Origin of the sequence: Sporosarcina sp. 6E9 (genome assembly GCF_017921835.1) — a bacterium.
GTDB lineage: Bacteria > Bacillota > Bacilli > Bacillales_A > Planococcaceae > Sporosarcina.
Window position 1 is genome coordinate 601,979 of sequence record NZ_JAGEMN010000001.1, and the last position, 17,693, is coordinate 619,671.

The window sequence follows — 17,693 nt, forward strand, 5'->3', positions numbered from 1 at the left end:
CCTAGCCCTATGATTTTGAATTTAGGAGGAATTTTTAATGACAAACGGTGAAAAAATAACAGTATCAAATGGTGTTTTGAACGTTCCAAACAATCCAGTAATCCCATTTATAATCGGTGACGGTACAGGTCCTGATATTTGGAATGCAGCTTCACGTGTACTAGAAGCAGCAGTTGAAAAAGCGTATGACGGCGAGAAAGAACTCGTGTGGAAAGAAGTTCTTGCAGGAGAAAAAGCATTCAACGAAACTGGCGAATGGCTACCACAAGAAACACTAGATACAATTGAAGAGTATTTAATCGCTATTAAAGGACCACTTACAACGCCAATCGGCGGAGGTTTCCGTTCATTGAACGTTGCACTTCGTCAAGAACTTGATCTATACACATGTATTCGTCCAGTGCGTTACTTTGAAGGTGTTCCTTCACCAGTTAAGCGTCCTGAAGATTGCGACATGGTTATCTTCCGTGAAAACACAGAAGATATTTATGCAGGTATCGAGTATGAAAAAGGAACAGACGAAGTTAAAAAATTAGTTAACTTCCTACAAGATGAAATGGGCGTTAAAAACATACGTTTCCCAGAAACATCAGGTATCGGTATTAAGCCGGTTTCAGAAGATGGTACAAAACGTCTGGTTCGCGCTGCGATCAATTACGCACTTGATGAAGGACGTAAATCAGTGACGCTTGTTCATAAAGGAAACATTATGAAATTCACTGAAGGCGCATTCGCAACTTGGGGTTATGAAGTTGCTGAACAAGAATTCGCAGACAAAGTATTTACATGGAGACAGTACGACAAGATTAAAGACGCGGAAGGTACTGACGCCGCAAACAAAGCACAAGAAGACGCTGAAGCATCAGGCAAGATCATCATCAAAGAAGCAATCGCTGATATCTTCTTGCAGTTGATCCTTACTCGTCCAAAAGAGTATGATGTTGTTGCAACAATGAACTTAAACGGTGACTATATTTCTGATGCACTAGCTGCACAAGTTGGCGGAATCGGAATTGCACCGGGCGCGAACATCAACTATGTTTCAGGACATGCTATTTTCGAAGCAACTCACGGTACAGCACCAAAATATGCTGGACTAGACGTAGTTAACCCTTCATCAGTCCTACTATCAGGTGTACTCATGCTTCAACACCTTGGATGGAATGAAGCAGCGAAAATGATTGAAGAGTCGATTGAAAAGACAATTGCTTCTAAAGTTGTCACATATGACTTTGCACGCCTAATGGAAGGTTCAACTAAAGTTAAAACTTCCGAGTTTGCGGATGAGTTAATCAAAAATCTATAATATAATAAGGGGGGGACTTGTTCCCCCTATACATATGAATAAAAGGAGAGTAACCTCATGACAATGACACGCAAGAAAGTATCGGTTATCGGTTCCGGCTTCACTGGCGCAACAACTGCATTTCTTTTGGCACAAAAAGAATTAGCTGACATTGTTCTTGTTGATATTCCTCAAATGGAGAATCCAACAAAAGGGAAGGCACTTGATATGCTTGAAGCAGGTCCTGTTCAAGGATTTGATGCAAACATTATTGGCACTTCAGATTACGCGGATACGCAGAATTCTGATATTGTAATCATTACTGCAGGGATTGCACGTAAACCAGGCATGAGCCGTGATGATTTAGTGCAGACTAACCAAAAGATCATGAAAGCCGTAACAAGTGAAATTGTGAAGTATTCTCCAAATTCAACAATCATCGTTTTAACGAATCCTGTTGATGCGATGACATATACTGTTTATCAAGCATCCGGTTTCCCGAAAGAACGTGTAATCGGACAATCGGGCGTATTGGACACTGCACGTTTCCGTACGTTTGTAGCGCAGGAGCTTAACCTTTCCGTAAAAGATGTAACAGGATTTGTTCTTGGTGGGCATGGGGATGATATGGTTCCACTTGTACGCTATTCTTATGCAGGCGGAATTCCATTAGAAACTTTAATTTCACCAGAACGTCTTGAAGAAATCGTTGATCGCACGCGTAACGGCGGAGCGGAAATTGTAAACCTTCTAGGCAATGGTTCTGCCTATTATGCACCTGCAGCTTCACTAGTCGAAATGGCTGAAGCAATATTAAAAGACCAAAAACGTGTTCTCCCTGCAATTGCTTATTTGGAAGGCGAATATGATCTTGATGGAATATACCTAGGCGTACCAACTGTTTTGGGTGCTAGAGGCATTGAAAAGATTATTGAACTCGACTTAACAGAAGATGAAAAAATTGCTCTATCCAAATCTGCAGATTCAGTGAGAGCCGTAATGAAAGTATTGGCGTAAATAACACACGGGTAGCGAGAGCTGCTCGTTTTTTAACTTTTAATGATACTTAGGGAGGAATTCAGATTGATTCTAGGTAAAAAGAGAAGGCTAGGCAGGAAAATCGAAGAGATAACAGTTGGAGAAAAGTTAAAGCTCACGGAAAAGATAGAAGACAAAGATTTACTTTTATATCTTGGGCTAACGAATGATGGAAATCCACTTTACATTCAACATGATTATGCATCGCAAACGCCGTACGAAAATCCTATCGTTCCAACAATCATGTTGACGGGCATTATTTCTTCCGCTATTTCAAAATATTTACCGGGTCCTGGTTCACATATTGTGGAACAACATCTCGAATTTCCTAAGCCTGTATATCATTATGCAACGATAGATTTTCTGTTGGAAGTAATCGAAGTCGACCACTCGACTAACAAAATAATCGTTAAAGTGGAAGCGTCAGATGGAGACAAAGATGTTGTAGTTGCGGGAGAGGTCAAAGTAATCCCTCCTATTGTTGAAGATCGACTTATTTCTGAAGCGATGGAGAATTTCTGATTGGATGGGTGATGGCGTTAATGCAAAGAATACTTATCGTTGAAGATGAACTGCCGATTCGAAAGTTACTGGAATATAACTTAAAGCTATCTGGATATGAAACGATTAGCGCAGCAGACGGAGAAGATGCGATTGAATTGGTGCAAAGTGAACAGCCCGACTTAATTGTCCTTGACATCATGTTGCCTAAGTTAGATGGGATAGAAGTATGTAAAAACCTGCGTTCGCAGGGGATTAACATTCCAATCATCATGCTTACTGCAAAAGGCGATGAATTTGACAAAGTACATGGATTAGAAATCGGCGCGGATGATTATATGACAAAGCCTTTTAGTCCAAGAGAAGTCGTTGCCCGTATCAAAGCAGTTCTCAGAAGAACCCAGGTAGAGAGTGGTAATGGAAAGGTTGAAGAGACATTACGCTCCGGTCCGCTTAAAGTATATCTGGATCGATATGAAGTCTATCTGCAGGGAGAAAAACTGGATTTTACACCGAAGGAATTTGAACTACTAGCTTATTTTATTCAAAATAAAAATCGTGTCCTCTCACGCGACTTATTATTAAGTGCTGTATGGAATTATGATTTTGCAGGTGATACGCGAATTGTCGATGTCCATGTAAGTCATTTGAGAGAAAAAGTAGAAAAAGATACCAAAAAACCGCAATTTATCAAAACGGTAAGAGGCATCGGATATAAATTCGAGGAGCTGGATTTGTGATGAAAGGTCTATACGGCCGTCTCGTACTTGCAAACATATTATTTTTATCGGTTCTACTAACTGGCCTAGGAATTGTACTGGGCCAGTTTTTTCCCTTATTCAATCAAAGCGCCGACCCAATTATTAAACGTGATTATTTACTTTTTCTATTGATTGTATTACTGACCGCATTATTCGTTTCGCTCTTTATAATTACGCGTTTATTATTGCAATATATTAAACCGATTGATGAAGTAACCGCCAATGCGATTAAGCTTGCGGATGGGGATTATTCTATACATACTGCAATTATTGAAAAAGAACGAAAAAATGATCTTTCATTAGCAATTTCCACGATTTCACAATCGATGCAAAAAATTTCGAAAGAACAAGAAATGGAAAAAGAACGATTAAATACGCTAATTGAAAGCATGGGAAACGGCCTCTTAATGTTCGGAAGAGGCGGGACGCTTAATCTCGTTAACGGTGTTTTTAGAAAAACATTTGGGTTTAAGGTTGATGAGGAGTTAATTGGAAAAACAGTGAATTCTCTTGACCTACCTAGAGAACTTGATCGTCTTATTGAGGATGTCTATATGACTGAACAATCTCGCGAAACCCAATTGAATTTACAAGTTAATGGCATGTCTTCTGCCGTGAAGGTATACGGGGCGCCAGTCATCGGAAATTACGGTAATTGGTTGGGGATTGTCGTTGTCATTCATGATATCACTGAATTAGTAAGGCTTGAAAAAATTCGAAAAGACTTTGTAGCAAATGTTTCTCACGAACTAAGAACCCCTGTAACTTCGATTAAAGGATTTGCGGAAACTTTACTTGACGGTGCCATGAACGATCAAACGGTTATGAAAGAGTTTCTAGAAATCATACAAAAGGAAAGCAATCGACTGAAGCGATTGATCGATGAATTATTAGTATTGTCAGACGTTGAGCGAGAAGGTTTCACGCTACAATACAGTGAAGTCGGGTTAAGGAAAATGATTGAAGAAGCTATACAAGTTGTAAGTGGTCGTATTGAAGAGAAGGAAATGGTTGTTAGTTTTGATATGCCCATTGAAATTATCATTGACGGTGACGAAGGCCGCTTAATACAAGTGATGGTTAACCTGCTGTCAAACGCAATCAGTTACTCCATGAAAGCTAAGCCGATAACGATAAAAGTTATAGAACTTGAAGAAGATGTTGTCATTAGTGTTAAAGACGAAGGGATAGGAATTAAAGAATCGGAGTTAGAAAGACTGTTTGAAAGGTTTTATCGAGTAGATCGCGCTAGAAGTCGTGATTCGGGTGGCACGGGACTAGGACTAGCGATTGTAAAACATTTGATAGAAGTTCATGGAGGAACGATACAAGTGGATAGTGAACTTAATGTGGGAACTTGTTTCACATTAAGGATTCCGAGGCAGAAACGAAACTATTAACCATTAGGTTCGTATAGAGAGAGGAAGCAAATCGTAAGGGGGATTATCAATGAGTGTTAAAAGAATAATCACGATGATTAGTATGGGTATTTTAGGAATTTTGCTCCTCATAGTTGGTTTTACAACCTGGTACACAGTCGATGAATCAGAACAGGCAGTTGTGATTACATTCGGTAAAGCGAACACGGAAGTCACAAATTCAGGATTACATTTTAAACTTCCTTGGCCAATTCAGCATGTTGAAATTTTATCTAAAGAGACTTTCAGTTTGAAATTTGGTTATAAGCAAGAAGACGGGGAAGTTGTCGACTTTGATCCTGAAACGAAAATGATTACAGGAGATGAATACATCGTATTAACCGATTTGGTTGTTCAATGGAAAATTACAGAACCAACCAAGTATTTATTTCATTCTGAGAATCCCAAGGAGATTTTGCATGATGCAACATCCGCTTCGATTCGGTCAATTATCGGGAGCTCTACGATTGATGCGGCATTAACGGATGGAAAAGCGGAAATAGAGGCAGAAACCAGAGAGCTTCTAGCTACTTTAGTTGATAAGTATGATATCGGTATAGTTATCCAAGGTGTGAAACTTCAAGATGTAGAATTACCCAACGCTGAGGTACGGGCTGCATTTACAGCGGTTACAGATGCTCGTGAAACGAAAAACACAAAAATTAACGAAGCTAGAAAATACGAAAACCAAAAAAGTAGTGAAGCAATCGGTGAGCGCGATGCAATCATTTCCCGTGCAACCGGTCAAAAAACAGCCCGTATTGAACAAGCGCGTGGTGACGTATCTCTTTTCAATAAACTACATGCAGAATACAAAGACAATAAAGAAATAACTCGTGAACGTTTAATCTTGGAAACGCTTGAACAGGTGTTGCCGAAAGCTAAAATTTATATTATGAATGACAACGGTGAAACAGTTAAATATTTACCATTGCAACAATTGGAGAACACTTCACCTCCAGTCCCGACTAAAGACGAAGAGGAGGATGATGAATAATGCCGAACGATAATAATCCTTTCAAAAGTTTTGAAGAAAGACTTTTTGAAAAGCAACAAAAACAAAAATCTAAAGGTGGCACAAAAAATCCGGGAAATCCCAAGTCGCCAATAGAAGTTAAAAAATATCTTAAATTAACGCTTGTTTTAACAGCTATTTTTGCGATAATTATCATTTTAATTGCTAATATCTTCATAGTCAAAGAGAATGAGTATCGTGTTGTCACACAGTTTGGGGAAATTAAAAGACTCATTAAAGAACCAGGTATCAATATTAAAGTGCCTTTCATCCAAAGTGTCATGACACTACCGAAAAGCCAAATGACGTATAATGTATCAGAAGCTGAGATTAACACGAAAGATAAAAAACGAATTATGATAGATAATTATGCAGTTTGGAAAATAACAAATCCAAGAAAAATGATTTCAAATGCACGTAACATTGTTAATGCGGAAATGCGCATGTCAGAATTCATCTATTCTGTTGTACGTACGGAACTTGGTCAGCTTGATTATGTGGATGTCGTCAATGATGAAAACTCTGAACGTGGTTCATTGAACGACCGAGTTACCGAACGTGTGAATGAATTTTTAGATGAGGGAAATTTCGGAATTGAAATTGTCGATGTGCGTATGAAACGAATTGACCTTCCTGAAGAAAACGAACAATCCATCTACACGAGAATGATATCTGAACGTCAATCTACTGCACAGACGTATTTATCTGAAGGAGATGCAGATAAAAGTAGAATTGAAGCAGAAACAGACCGTGAAGTGACGGAAATGTTGGCGGAGGCAAGTAAAGAGGCTGCTATCATTCATGCAGAAGGTGAGTCGGAAGCTGCTAAGATTTATAATGATACATTTTCAAAAGACCCGGAGTTTTATAAACTATACCGGACACTGCAAACGTATACGAAAACTGTTGGTGAAGATACAATGATTATTATCCCAGCAGATTCCCCTTATGCGAAAATTTTGACCGGTTATTTCGAGTAAAACAGTAGCAGGTGTCGTTTTAGATAGCCGTCGTTTTCAATTATCCTACCCCACGTGGTAAGATAGATGAAGATGACGGTTTTATAGTGACTTTTTTTATTATGAATAGGAGCGGATGTACTTGACGAAAAAGAAAATAATTCTTATAGATGGAAATAGTCTTGCGTATAGAGCATTTTTTGCATTGCCTTTACTGACGAATGATCACGGGATTCATACAAACGCGGTATACGGATTTACAATGATGCTTCAAAATATTTTGCAAGAAGAAAAACCGACGCATATACTCGTGGCTTGGGATGCAGGAAAAACAACTTTTCGACATAAAACGTTTGGAGAATATAAAGGTGGTCGTCAGAAAACGCCATCAGAGTTGTCGGAGCAGTTTCCTTATATTCGAAACTTGCTGGATGCCTATAACATAAAACAATATGAATTAGATCAATACGAAGCAGATGATATCATCGGTACATTGAGCCGTGAAGGGAATGAAGCTGGCGTAGAAGTTGTTGTGTTCACCGGTGATAAAGACTTAACACAACTAGCGACTGAACATACGACAGTGCTAATTACGCGCAAAGGTATAACAGATACGGAGAAATATACACCGGAACATATTGTAGAAAAATACGGAATTACAGCTTCCCAGATGACTGATATGATGGGCCTCATGGGAGATCCATCCGATAATATTCCTGGCGTGCCAGGGGTTGGAGAAAAGACAGCGATTAAACTATTAAAAGAGTACGGTTCCATTGAAAATGTGTATAAATCGCTTGATAAAATAACTGCAAAAAAACTCAATGAAAATTTAACAGCGAATGAAGATATCGCCTATATGAGTCGCGAGTTAGCGACAATTGTCGTTGATGCACCGATAACCGTGAAAATCGATGAACTATCATACAGTGGCCCAGATACTGATGCACTCACGAGTATTTTTCAAAAATTAAATTTCAATACACTACTTGAAAAAATTTCGCCAGGCGCAAGCGAAGTGCCACAAGAAGATATTGAAGTTACGATTGTAAAGGAATTAACAAAAGAACATTTGTCGGATGTAATGGCGCTTCATGTTGAAATGATGGACGGGAACTATTTAAATGCAGACATTCTAGGAATTGCATTAGCTGATGAAAGCCGGACAATCTATCTGCCTTTTTCAGTTGTGGAGTCTTCGGATTTATTCAAGCAATGGCTTCAAGATGAGACTAAAAAGAAATATTGTTCCGATTCGAAAGCAGCACTGGCATCTTTGGCCAGATACGGAATTGAACTAGGAGGAATTGAATTTGACTTACTTCTTGGTGCCTATATAGTGAGTCCTTCTACTTCCTATACGGATATTGCATCCATTGTAAAACAGTTCGGTTATACAGATGTTAAACAAAATGAACTGATCTATGGAAAAGGCGCTAAAAAAGCGGCTCCATCTGATGAAATTGTCGCAGAACATGCTAGCCGCAGTAGCCTAGCAGTTTGGACATTACGTACGACTATCGAAGAGAAGTTAAAGGAAAACGAGCAGTTTGATTTGTACCGTGAGTTGGAGTTGCCGCTAGCGACCATTCTTGGAAAGATGGAATCCACAGGTGTTAAAACGGACAAACAAGCCTTGGCGGAGATTGGAACGCAATTATCCGTGAAAATAAAAGAACTTGAAACGTCCATTTATGAAATGGCAGGAGATAAATTCAATATCAACTCTCCGAAACAACTCGGTGTGATATTGTTTGAGAAAATCGGCTTAACCCCAATAAAAAAGACCAAGACGGGCTATTCAACAGCGGCCGATGTACTGGAGAAGTTAGAAAGTGAACATGAAATCATCGGTGAAATCTTACAGTATCGTCAATTGGCTAAGCTCAATTCGACGTATATTGAAGGGCTTTTAAGAGAAATTCATGAAGATGGAAAAATTCATACGCGTTTTCAACAAGCCTTAACGCAAACCGGAAGATTGAGTTCGATCAATCCGAATCTGCAAAACATCCCTGTACGTCTTGAAGAAGGTCGTAAAATTCGAGCAGCATTCGTTCCGTCAGAACCAGATTGGTTACTATTTGCGGCAGACTACTCTCAAATTGAATTAAGAGTGCTGGCACATATGTCCCAAGATGAAAAGTTAATGGAAGCTTTCCATCAAGGTGAAGATATTCATACGAAAACGGCAGCAGATGTTTTTGGCGTATCGATTGATGAGGTAAAAGCGGATATGCGTAATGCCGCAAAAGCAGTTAACTTCGGAATTATTTACGGCATTAGCGATTATGGATTGTCGCAGAACTTAAATATCACTCGTAAAGAAGCAGCTCAATTTATTGAAACGTATTTGGCTAGTTTCCCGGGTGTTAAAAAGTATATGGACGATTCAGTAGCGGAAGCGAAAGTGAATGGGTATGTAACGACCTTAATGAACAGAAGACGTTATTTACCTGAAATAAAAAGTTCTAACTTCAATTTGCGCAGTTTTGCGGAGCGAACCGCGATGAATACGCCGATCCAAGGTAGTGCGGCGGACATTATCAAACAGGCGATGATTGATATGGCAGTACGTTTAGAAGCTGAAGGTTTAGAAACGCGCATGTTACTTCAAGTGCACGATGAGCTAATTTTTGAAGCGCCTGCCGATGAAATTGAAATATTAAAGAAAATTGTACCTGAAGTTATGGAATCCGCAATTAAACTCGACGTACCACTAAAAGTCGAGTCTTCATACGGAAAATCTTGGTACGATATGAAGTGAGGGGAATTAAATGCCTGAATTACCAGAAGTTGAAGGCGTAGTTCGTGCATTTGCACCTGAGGCAATCGGACGAACTGTATCAGATATAACGGTTTCAGATATCGTGATAGAGTCGAAAGCGCAGGGAAGAGAAGCGATTATTAAAGGAATGTCCACAGCTGACTTTATTCAACAAATGAAAAAAATGACGATTGTGAATGTTACCAGGCGCAGTAAATATATTTACATGAACTTACAAAAAGGGAATAACGACTACCTCCTCGTCAGCCATCTTGGCATGTCGGGGGCGTGGTTCGTTGTCAATTCCATTGATGAAGTTTCAGAACTAAAGTTTCGTAGACATATTCATGTGATTTTTACGATGGAAGACGGCGGACTGCTTGTCTATTCCGACATTCGGCGTTTCGGCGAACTTCGGTTACTAAATGTGGAAGCGGATCATCCGCCGCTACTTAAAATGGCACCCGAGCCGTTTGATGAAATTGCACACAGCCATTTTCTAGATTTAGCGCAACTTCCCAAATATGCTGAAAAACCGATAAAAGAAGTCATCATGGACGGACAAGTTATTTCTGGTTGCGGGAATATCTATGCTACAGAAGCGCTGTTTAAAATGAAGATACATCCAACGCGAAAAGCCAGACGAATAAGTTTAAAACGAAAGACTGAGCTATTTTATGTCATTGTCGACATATTACAAGAAAGCATTGATGCTGGTGGTAGCACGATTTCTGATTATCGAAATATTAACGGTGAATCAGGCGGCATGCAGAATCGCTTGAAAATGTACGGTAGAAAAGTATGCCTCAATTGCGAAACGGACACGAAGAGTGTAAGGATTGCGGGTAGAACGTCGGTGTACTGTCCGAAATGTCAACGATGAGTATTCGAATGAAGGAAGGAGGTGGAGGTTCATATGATTATTGGTCTTACTGGAAGCATTGCGAGTGGAAAAAGTACTGTATCCAATATGCTAAAGGAAAGGGGCTTTCCAATCGTTGATGCCGATAAAATCGCGCGTCAAGTCGTTGAACCGGGCACGCCGGTGATTAAGAAAATTGCCGAACACTTTGGCGATGAAATTTTGAATGAGGACGGGTCTTTGAATCGTGAAAAACTTGGCGAACGCATATTTAAGAACGGAGAAGAGCGTAATAAGTTAAACGCTATTATTCATCCAGCCATTCGAAATGAAATGATCCGCCAGAAAGAACAATGGATTTCAGATGGAGCCAAAACAGTCATTTTGGATATTCCGCTGTTATTTGAAAGTAAACTACAATCTTTTGTTGAGAAAATCATTGTCGTTTCAGTAACGCCAGAGATTCAAAAACAAAGACTTATCGCAAGAAATGACTTGACCGAACGAGAAGCCACAGACCGAATTACTTCTCAACTTCCAATGAGTGAAAAGGAGAGCGGTGCAGATGCGATTATCGATAACAACGGTACGGTCGAAGAAACCAAAAGGCAGGTAGAAACCCTACTAGAAGATTGGGGTTTGAAATTGTAGTTGTTTACAGAAGATTAGAACAGCTGGATTTGTCATTTAAATGTGTTTTCCTCATATATTATATGTTATACTAATAGACGAAATGAGTGCATAAAGTATAACATACTTACAGGAGGATTTATCTATGACTACTTCTATTGCGATTAACGGGTTCGGAAGAATTGGACGAATGGTTTTCCGTCAGATGATTTTGGAGGATGATGTTAGGGTTGTTGCGGTAAATGCATCATATCCATCGGAAACACTTGCTCACTTAATTAAGTATGACACAAATCACGGGACGTTTAAGGGTGAAATCATTTGTGAAAAAGATGCGCTTGTTGTCAATGGGAAACGAGTGAAACTTGTATCGGAAAGAGATCCTGCTAAACTTCCTTGGAAAGAGCTAGGTGTCGATATCGTTATAGAAGCGACAGGTAAATTTAACGCGCGTGACAAGGCGGCTCTTCATTTAAAAGCGGGTGCTAAAAAGGTGATTTTAACAGCACCGGGTAAAAATGAAGATATCACGATTGTCCTGGGCGTGAATGATGAAAAGCTTGATATTGATAAACATGAGGTTATTTCAAATGCTAGTTGTACGACAAACTGTCTTGCACCAGTTGCCAAAGTACTGAATGATGCTTTCGGAATAGAGAACGGATTGATGACGACTGTTCATGCATTTACGACAGATCAAAATAATTTAGATAACCCACATAAAGATTTACGTCGAGCACGAGCATGCGCCCAGTCTATCATTCCGACTTCGACGGGTGCTGCGAAAGCGCTGTCATTGGTTCTTCCAGAATTAGAGGGAAAGATTCATGGTATGGCACTGCGTATACCGACGCCGAATGTTTCGCTTGTTGATCTGGTTGTTGATTTAAAACAAGATGTAACTGTGGAAATGGTAAATGATGCATTCAAAAAAGCAGCAAAGTCAAATATGTCAGGAATTCTTGCATATACAACAGATCCTGTGGTTTCTGTAGATTTAAATACGACCACGGAATCTGCGATTGTTGATGGACTTTCTACGATTGTCATGGGCACAAGAAAAGTAAAAGTGCTTGCTTGGTATGACAATGAATGGGGCTACTCTGCACGGGTTGTGGATTTGGCGAAAAGAGTTGGCTATGCTTTAAGTTTGAGATTAAGTGCTTGAGTAATTAAGAGTTAAATTTATAAGTATGGAAGGGAAGTTATACAATTTCCTTTCTGTACTTTTTTTATATTCTTGAACAAGTACATGTTTTGTACTTGGGCGGTTTATTTCCGTTGCGGGCGGGGCCGGTGAGCGTCCTCGTTTGCCGCGCTACCTGGGGGGGCTCACCAAAGGAAAAATGAATTTTTTTCCAATTATCTCGCCAACTCCGCAAATTCCGCGGGAGTCGCTGCCCACCACTCCTATCAACTAATACCACCTCGCAGGGAATTAATGTGAAAATTCAAACCTCGTTCAATTATAAATGCTATACTTGTTTTACTAATTTTGGATTTTTTAATAAGTACTTTATTCAACAAACTTGTTGAATAAGGATTTGTAAATAATGAGGGGTAAGTATTGTGGCTACTTTCTAAAAGGTGAAAATGAGGCATTTGCTTTTTTTTTTATTGAGTCAAAATGCATTCTAGAGAGGAAAAGAGGGGTTTTATGGAATGTGTAAACTTTAATGATCAAGGAAACTTTAAACGCGATGCTGAGGGGACCTTCATCTCCCAAAGGAATCTCATCCAAGAGCTAATTCCTAACGCTGATGTACAACACGTTGGTAGTACGGCTGTACCAAACAGTCTTACTAAAGGAGATTTGGATATACAAGTACGTGTTTCAGAAACTCAATTTAATGAGGCTGTCAAAGCACTGTCTACTGTGTATGAACTCAACGATGGAAGTATAAAAACAAATGAGTTTAGGGCATTTAAAGATGATACAAAAACACTACCTTTAGGCATACAGCTGACTATTATAGGCTCAGAATTTGATTTCTTCTGGAAGTTTCGAGATGTTTTACTACAAAATGATCAATATCGAATAGAGTATGATGAATTAAAAAAGAAATTTGATGGAAAAGATATGGAAGTTTATAGGGGAGCGAAAAATAATTTCTTCAGTAAGATAATGCATACGCCTGAATTTAAGCAATTAAAAAGCGATTAAAATATTTACCTATAAGTATACTGCCGTTTATATCACAAGAGATTTTTCTTGGTAATCCGACAGTCCAAACAATAGCTGTCTTTGGTTTTGTCTTGCTAGACGGTGTGAAAAGTAATGAAGTGTCATTAAACAATTGGGTGCGATTGCTTAAAAAGTGATTGCGTCCAGATCACGTAAACGTGCCAAATTCTTGTATAGATACTGTCTAGAAATTCGATTAGTTGCTAGGAAAAATTTCCGTAAAACTATAGCTATTTCGCTAGTAGCTAAAAGGAGTTGAATAAATATGCAAGTGTTGTTAGGCGTCACATTTGTTTGTTTTCTTGCGTTAATGTTTAGTTTATTACTGAGTAATCAACAGAAGAAAATTCAGAGCAATAAGAGGATAGAACGGAAATTAGATAAGTTAATCACTTTGTTAGATAAAGAAAACAGCAACAAGTGAGAAGAGAAATCTTCGTACAATCGGGTGCGATTGTTGAACAAATCATATTCTATTAATGGGCCATTTAGTTCAATAAGATATGAAATGATGAAACAAGTGAAGAGTACTTTCCGTATGATTAACAGGAGGTATTTATGAGAAACATTACTATTAGTCTAATATTTTTGGCTTTTCTAACTGGTTGTCAAAGTTTAGGTAATCCAACAGCACGTGATATTCTAAAAGAAAATGGAGATGCGGATATCTTTCAATGGAATGAAGGTCTGGTCTATTCGAATGCTTCCAACACAGTGTCGGTTCAAGAATTAGGACTTAGAAAAGGTGAAGAACTCGGTGAAATCATCAGACAAACCGGTAATAAATGGTTGTTTAAAGACGGTGCAGCTACTCAATTACCCGTAGGTACGAAAGTATATATGGCAAATGATGATGATACCTATATGTTGATCATTGAATTGGAAAACGAAGAAATTGTATACCATGCATTACTTGAAGGATAGAAAATTTCTTTTTTCAACTAACCGGCACGATTGTTGTACAAACTTTATGCCATTAACAGGCCATTTAGTCTAAGTACTATTACAGAGGAATGGGGTGTGTAAATTTGTTTTATAGAAGGAAATTTTACATTGTAAAGAATGAATTTGTTGATGTATTTAATGCTCATTTCAATGAGAATAACTTACCTAATCAGCTAAAGCATGGTGCTCAATTAATCGGCAGATGGATGATCCCAAAAGGTGAAAAAACAACCGAGATATTCGCTATTTGGAAATATGACAGCTACGAGGATTACGTTGAAATTGAAAATAGCGTAAGAAGTGACGAAGCGCACGTGCAACGAGTTCAGGATTGGTATGATAAGCATGGTGGAAGGGATTACGTCATTAATAACTATTTATTAGAAGTTAGGAACGAAGAAATAAAAACAACTTTGATGGAGTAATGTTAACTGATTTTCTTCAAGAATCGGGTGCGTTTATTGAATAAGGATGTGCGTCAATTGGACCGATTTTGCTGAAGAGCTATAATAAATATACTGAGCATAATAAAAGGAGTTGTATAAAATGAACGAAAGTAGAGGAACAGAAATAAAACATTCTTCAAAAGCAGAAAACATTTTATCTAAGATCAATAGTAAAACAATGTTAGGCGACTTACGAAAAATAGCGAAGGACATTAAAAAAGATCATGAACTAGCTCTGGAACTTTGGTCAACAGAAGCGTTCTTGCCCAGATTATTAGCAATCTTAATAATGGACAAAAGTCTTCTTTCACAAGATGTGCTAAATAAGCTTACTGAGGATATGCAGATACACAAAATTGATGAACGAAATAATTTAATGGATTGGTTAATGGCAAATCAGCTCACAAAAGACAAGAAGAGAATTGCGATGATGGAGTCTTGGGAAAATAGTCCTTTTACTCTTCAAAGACGAACTTACTGGTATTATCAAGGGCGATTGAGATGGACTGGACAAACACCTCCTGATAACACTGAAGATTTGCTAACTGCAATAGAAGCTAAGATTTCGCAGGAAGAACCGGAAGTTCAATGGGCTATGAATTTCACCGCAGGTTGGATCGGCGTTTATGATGAAGAGAATCGTGTACGTTGTATTAAAATTGGTGAGAAAACGGGTCTTTACAAGGATGAAAAAGTATCCAGAGGATGTACGCCTAGCTATTTGCCTGAGTTCATAACGATTGAGGTTAACAAACGACAGAATAAATAGTTACCTACGTAAAATTAGTGTGGTTTGATGCAGAAGCCTCAATAAAGTCATAAGTCTAATTCCTCGTTCAAGATAATACTTTTTTTAAACGCTTTTAGGTCTTCTTGGAGATATGTTAAGTTTTTTATAGCAAATCCTAATATACAGGAACTATAGGAACTTTTTTGTTGGATTCCCATTAATCATCCATAATCAATGCTTTTGTTCTGTTTACCGACTTTTTCTGTTATAATTAATATACTATAATAGGGAAAAGTGGAGGAGTATCTTATGAAATGCCCAGCGTGCCAGTTTAATGGATCAAAAGTTGTTGATTCACGACCTGCTGATAACAACACGTCAATTCGGCGGCGTAGGGAATGCGAGTCATGCGCTTTTCGATTTACAACATTCGAGAAAAATGAAGAAGCACCTCTTATTGTCGTAAAGAAAGATGGTTCGCGGGATGAATTCGATGGGGATAAAATCCTTCGCGGACTAATTCGTGCTTGTGTGAAGCGTCCTGTAAACCTTGATGATTTAAAAGATATTGTTTATGAAATCGAAAAAGACTTAAGAAGTTCAGGTGTTGCGGAAGTGAATTCAGGTGATTTGGGCGAATTGGTTTTGGAAAGACTCGCAAATGTCGATGAAGTTGCTTATGTTCGATTTGCATCTGTTTACCGTGATTACCAGGATATTACCGTATTTATTGATGAGTTGAAAAATCTTCAAACTAAATCGGTAGAGAATTAATGGAAGGTGTAGGTTTAAATGGTTGCGCTCTATAAAGAATTACAGCCAGTGGATTCATTCAAAATACAGTTGTCGCACCCAATATCGGACTATGATCGGCAACTTCTAACATTATTTTATCAACCGTTAATCGGTTCAGATGCAATGAGTTTGTTCATGACGCTTTGGGCTGACGCCGAATACGATGGGGACAGAGAATATACGCACTATTATCTTATGAATCTATTATCGATGCCTTTGGAACCTATTTTTGAAGCTCGGATTTCACTCGAAGCAATTGGTTTATTGCGTACATATGTGAAAAGAGATGGAGATGCACGGTCATTTATTTATAAATTATACTCACCGCTGGGTGCAAAAGAATTTTTTAATGACCCATTATTATCGACATTTTTATTTAGTAAAATTGGTGAACAACCATACAGAAATTTAAGAGCGCGTTTTGCGGTCACAACGGCAGAAGATGAAAGTTTTAAAGACGTCTCACGAACATTTCTTGACGTTTACAAACCAGTTAGCAATGGTTCTGGTATAGACGAGAGCACAGAAATTATTGACCGGAGTCAATCAGAGGGAGTCCCATTCGTCAATTATGATTTCGATTTCAATCTCTTGAAATCTGGATTGTCCGAACAAATGGTGCCTCAAGCTGCACTGGCATCTGTACCGAAAGAAACAATTTCGAAATTAGCGTTTCTTTATTCTTTAACACCGCTCGATATGCAGAAAGTGATAATGATGGCGTTGGATGAGGATTTGGCATTACCTGATGCCAGGCTTAGACGCGCGGCTGCAGATTATTATAAAATGAGCATTTCAAAAGAAGCACCCGTATTGCAAAAAGTTTATGTACAACCACAACCAGAAACGGTGCAAAAGGAAACTCTTTCCCGTGAAGACGAATTGCTGCATTATCTTGAGAACACGCCACCTGTCGATATGTTGCGTGATTTAAATGATAAAGAACCACTTTCTGTGGATGTTCAACTAGCTGAACGACTCATTAATACGCATGACTTGCCAATAGGCGTCGTTAACGTTCTCCTGCAATATGTGCATATCCGTAATGATGGGAAAATAACAAATAATTATGTAGAGCGAATCGCTTCGCATTGGATGAACAAAAAAGTCAGCACTGCGAAAGAAGCTTTGGAATTTTCTCGAAAAGAACATGACAAATATATGCAGTGGAAAAATGAAGGCCAAAAACCAGCTTCTAAGAATAGAAGGGGATCTGGTCGTGAAGCCATGGTTCCTGAATGGTTTTTCAAAAAAGATGAAAAGAAAGAACAACCGAAAAAGATGGACCCAGACGTGGAAGAACGTCGACGTAAATTGCTTGAAAATTTGAATGCTAGAAGGACTGAGGTGAAGTGA

18 protein-coding genes are annotated in these 17,693 nt (G+C 38.7%); all 18 read left to right on the forward strand.

The window, feature by feature from the left end; translation table 11 throughout:
• The first annotated feature begins 37 nt into the window (after positions 1 to 37).
• The 18 genes from icd (at position 38) to J4G36_RS03270 (ending at position 17,693) form a co-directional block, all read left to right on the forward strand.
• Positions 38 to 1,306 (forward strand): NADP-dependent isocitrate dehydrogenase, encoded by a 1,269-nt coding sequence (gene icd, locus J4G36_RS03185; protein WP_210468609.1) that lies wholly within the window; start codon positions 38 to 40, stop codon positions 1,304 to 1,306.
• Positions 1,307 to 1,363: 57 nt separating this feature from the next.
• A complete protein-coding gene (mdh, locus tag J4G36_RS03190; RefSeq protein WP_210468610.1) occupies positions 1,364 to 2,302 on the forward strand; it encodes a malate dehydrogenase in 939 nt (312 codons plus the stop codon).
• A 66-nt stretch (positions 2,303 to 2,368) separates the two neighbouring features.
• A complete protein-coding gene (locus J4G36_RS03195) occupies positions 2,369 to 2,845 on the forward strand; it encodes a MaoC/PaaZ C-terminal domain-containing protein (protein ID WP_210468612.1) in 477 nt (158 codons plus the stop codon).
• Positions 2,846 to 2,856: 11 nt separating this feature from the next.
• Positions 2,857 to 3,564, forward strand: coding sequence for a response regulator transcription factor (locus J4G36_RS03200; protein WP_210470397.1), 708 nt, complete (start codon positions 2,857 to 2,859; stop codon positions 3,562 to 3,564).
• A complete protein-coding gene (gene pnpS, locus J4G36_RS03205) occupies positions 3,564 to 4,985 on the forward strand; it encodes a two-component system histidine kinase PnpS (protein ID WP_210470398.1) in 1,422 nt (473 codons plus the stop codon). Before J4G36_RS03200 ends, pnpS begins: the two co-directional genes overlap by 1 nt.
• A 49-nt stretch (positions 4,986 to 5,034) precedes the next feature.
• A complete protein-coding gene (hflK, locus tag J4G36_RS03210) occupies positions 5,035 to 6,000 on the forward strand; it encodes an FtsH protease activity modulator HflK (RefSeq protein WP_210468614.1) in 966 nt (321 codons plus the stop codon).
• Positions 6,000 to 6,998 carry a protease modulator HflC gene (hflC, locus tag J4G36_RS03215; RefSeq protein ID WP_210468616.1) on the forward strand — a complete coding sequence of 333 codons (999 nt, stop codon included), beginning with the start codon at positions 6,000 to 6,002 and terminating at the stop codon, positions 6,996 to 6,998. Before hflK ends, hflC begins: the two co-directional genes overlap by 1 nt.
• 121 nt (positions 6,999 to 7,119) lie before the next feature.
• Positions 7,120 to 9,744, forward strand: a complete 2,625-nt coding sequence (gene polA / locus J4G36_RS03220) for a DNA polymerase I (RefSeq protein ID WP_210468618.1) — start codon at positions 7,120 to 7,122, stop codon at positions 9,742 to 9,744.
• Between the two features lie 10 nt (positions 9,745 to 9,754).
• Positions 9,755 to 10,627: a bifunctional DNA-formamidopyrimidine glycosylase/DNA-(apurinic or apyrimidinic site) lyase gene (gene mutM / locus J4G36_RS03225; protein WP_210468620.1), complete on the forward strand. Its 873-nt coding sequence runs from the start codon at positions 9,755 to 9,757 to the stop codon at positions 10,625 to 10,627.
• Between the two features lie 33 nt (positions 10,628 to 10,660).
• Positions 10,661 to 11,257: a dephospho-CoA kinase gene (gene coaE, locus J4G36_RS03230; protein ID WP_210468622.1), complete on the forward strand. Its 597-nt coding sequence runs from the start codon at positions 10,661 to 10,663 to the stop codon at positions 11,255 to 11,257.
• A 124-nt stretch (positions 11,258 to 11,381) separates the two neighbouring features.
• Positions 11,382 to 12,404, forward strand: a complete 1,023-nt coding sequence (locus J4G36_RS03235; protein ID WP_210468624.1) for a glyceraldehyde-3-phosphate dehydrogenase — start codon at positions 11,382 to 11,384, stop codon at positions 12,402 to 12,404.
• Positions 12,405 to 12,893: 489 nt separating this feature from the next.
• A complete protein-coding gene (locus tag J4G36_RS03240) occupies positions 12,894 to 13,400 on the forward strand; it encodes a GrpB family protein (RefSeq protein WP_210468627.1) in 507 nt (168 codons plus the stop codon).
• Positions 13,401 to 13,686: 286 nt separating this feature from the next.
• The gene (locus J4G36_RS03245) at positions 13,687 to 13,845 is read left to right on the forward strand and encodes a DUF4083 family protein (RefSeq protein WP_210468629.1); all 159 of its coding nucleotides are present in this window, start codon (positions 13,687 to 13,689) and stop codon (positions 13,843 to 13,845) included.
• A gap of 134 nt (positions 13,846 to 13,979) precedes the next feature.
• Entirely contained in the window at positions 13,980 to 14,345 is a 366-nt protein-coding gene (locus tag J4G36_RS03250) for a hypothetical protein (RefSeq protein WP_210468632.1), read from the forward strand.
• 104 nt (positions 14,346 to 14,449) lie between these two features.
• Complete coding sequence (locus J4G36_RS03255; RefSeq protein WP_210468634.1) at positions 14,450 to 14,791, forward strand: NIPSNAP family protein; 342 nt, start codon at positions 14,450 to 14,452, stop codon at positions 14,789 to 14,791.
• Positions 14,792 to 14,912: 121 nt separating this feature from the next.
• Positions 14,913 to 15,581 (forward strand): DNA alkylation repair protein, encoded by a 669-nt coding sequence (locus tag J4G36_RS03260; RefSeq protein ID WP_210468636.1) that lies wholly within the window; start codon positions 14,913 to 14,915, stop codon positions 15,579 to 15,581.
• A gap of 270 nt (positions 15,582 to 15,851) precedes the next feature.
• A complete protein-coding gene (gene nrdR, locus J4G36_RS03265) occupies positions 15,852 to 16,316 on the forward strand; it encodes a transcriptional regulator NrdR (RefSeq protein ID WP_210468638.1) in 465 nt (154 codons plus the stop codon).
• Between the two features lie 18 nt (positions 16,317 to 16,334).
• Positions 16,335 to 17,693 (forward strand): replication initiation and membrane attachment family protein, encoded by a 1,359-nt coding sequence (locus tag J4G36_RS03270; RefSeq protein ID WP_210468640.1) that lies wholly within the window; start codon positions 16,335 to 16,337, stop codon positions 17,691 to 17,693.